This is a genomic window from Streptomyces megasporus, assembly GCF_000718985.1.
Lineage (GTDB): Bacteria > Actinomycetota > Actinomycetes > Streptomycetales > Streptomycetaceae > Streptomyces > Streptomyces megasporus.
Genome location: NZ_JODL01000079.1, coordinates 1 through 714, shown reverse-complemented (window position 1 = coordinate 714; position 714 = coordinate 1). Strand labels below are relative to the sequence as shown.

Annotated in this window: 1 protein-coding gene and 2 pseudogenes; all 3 read right to left on the bottom strand. The window is 69.3% G+C overall.

The features are described 5' to 3' along the window. Positions 1-154, bottom strand: a pseudogene (locus IF47_RS29965) (ATP/GTP-binding protein); the annotation flags it as partial. After that, the gene (locus IF47_RS0126735; protein ID WP_031511601.1) at positions 135-548 is read right to left on the bottom strand and encodes a DUF742 domain-containing protein; all 414 of its coding nucleotides are present in this window, start codon (positions 546-548) and stop codon (positions 135-137) included. The gene IF47_RS0126735 and the pseudogene IF47_RS29965, both read right to left, overlap by 20 nt. 67 nt (positions 549-615) lie before the next feature. Then, positions 616-714 (bottom strand): annotated as a pseudogene (locus IF47_RS0126730) (roadblock/LC7 domain-containing protein); the annotation flags it as partial.

Below are 714 nucleotides of genomic sequence, written 5' to 3'. Positions count from 1 at the left end.
CCTCGGTGCGCAGCGGGTTGATCTCCGACACGGCGCCCACGAAGGTCGTCTTGCCCACGCCGAACCCGCCCGCCACCACGATCTTCGCGGAGGTGGTGGCCCGCGATACGGGAGCCCCGTAGGCGGCCTGTGGGCTAGAGCTTGCGAAGTCCACTGAGCACCCTTTCGAGCAGTGTCACATCCGGTGCACCGCCGGGCTCGCTGCTGCTGCCCGGCTGGTGGATCGCCACCATCCCGGCCTCGGCCAGGTCGGCGACGAGAATCCGCGCCACCCCCAGAGGTATGGCGAGCAGTGCCGAGATCTCCGCGACCGACTTGACCTCCTGACACAACTGGCAGATCCGCTGGTGCTCCGGGAGCAGCCCCATGAGCTGTGCCGGGTCGGCGGTCGTGCTCACCAGCGCCTCTATGGCGAGCTGGTAACGCGGCCGGGTACGGCCCCCGGTCATGGCGTACGGCCGCACCAGCGGCTGGTCGCCTTCGCCGCCGTACGGCATATGGTCGTTCAGGCCACCGTACGAACCGGGTGAGGCGGGCGGCGGGGTCATGGCTCCTCCGGGCGAGGCATGAGGTCGGCGATGCGGACTGTGGTGCTCGTGTGGGGGGGAGCGCGGTCTAGTTGAGAAGGCTTCCTTGCAGCTCGGCACGGAGGTCCGGGGTCAGCACCGTACCCGCCCGGTCCACCAACAGAGCCATCTCGTAACCCACCAGGCC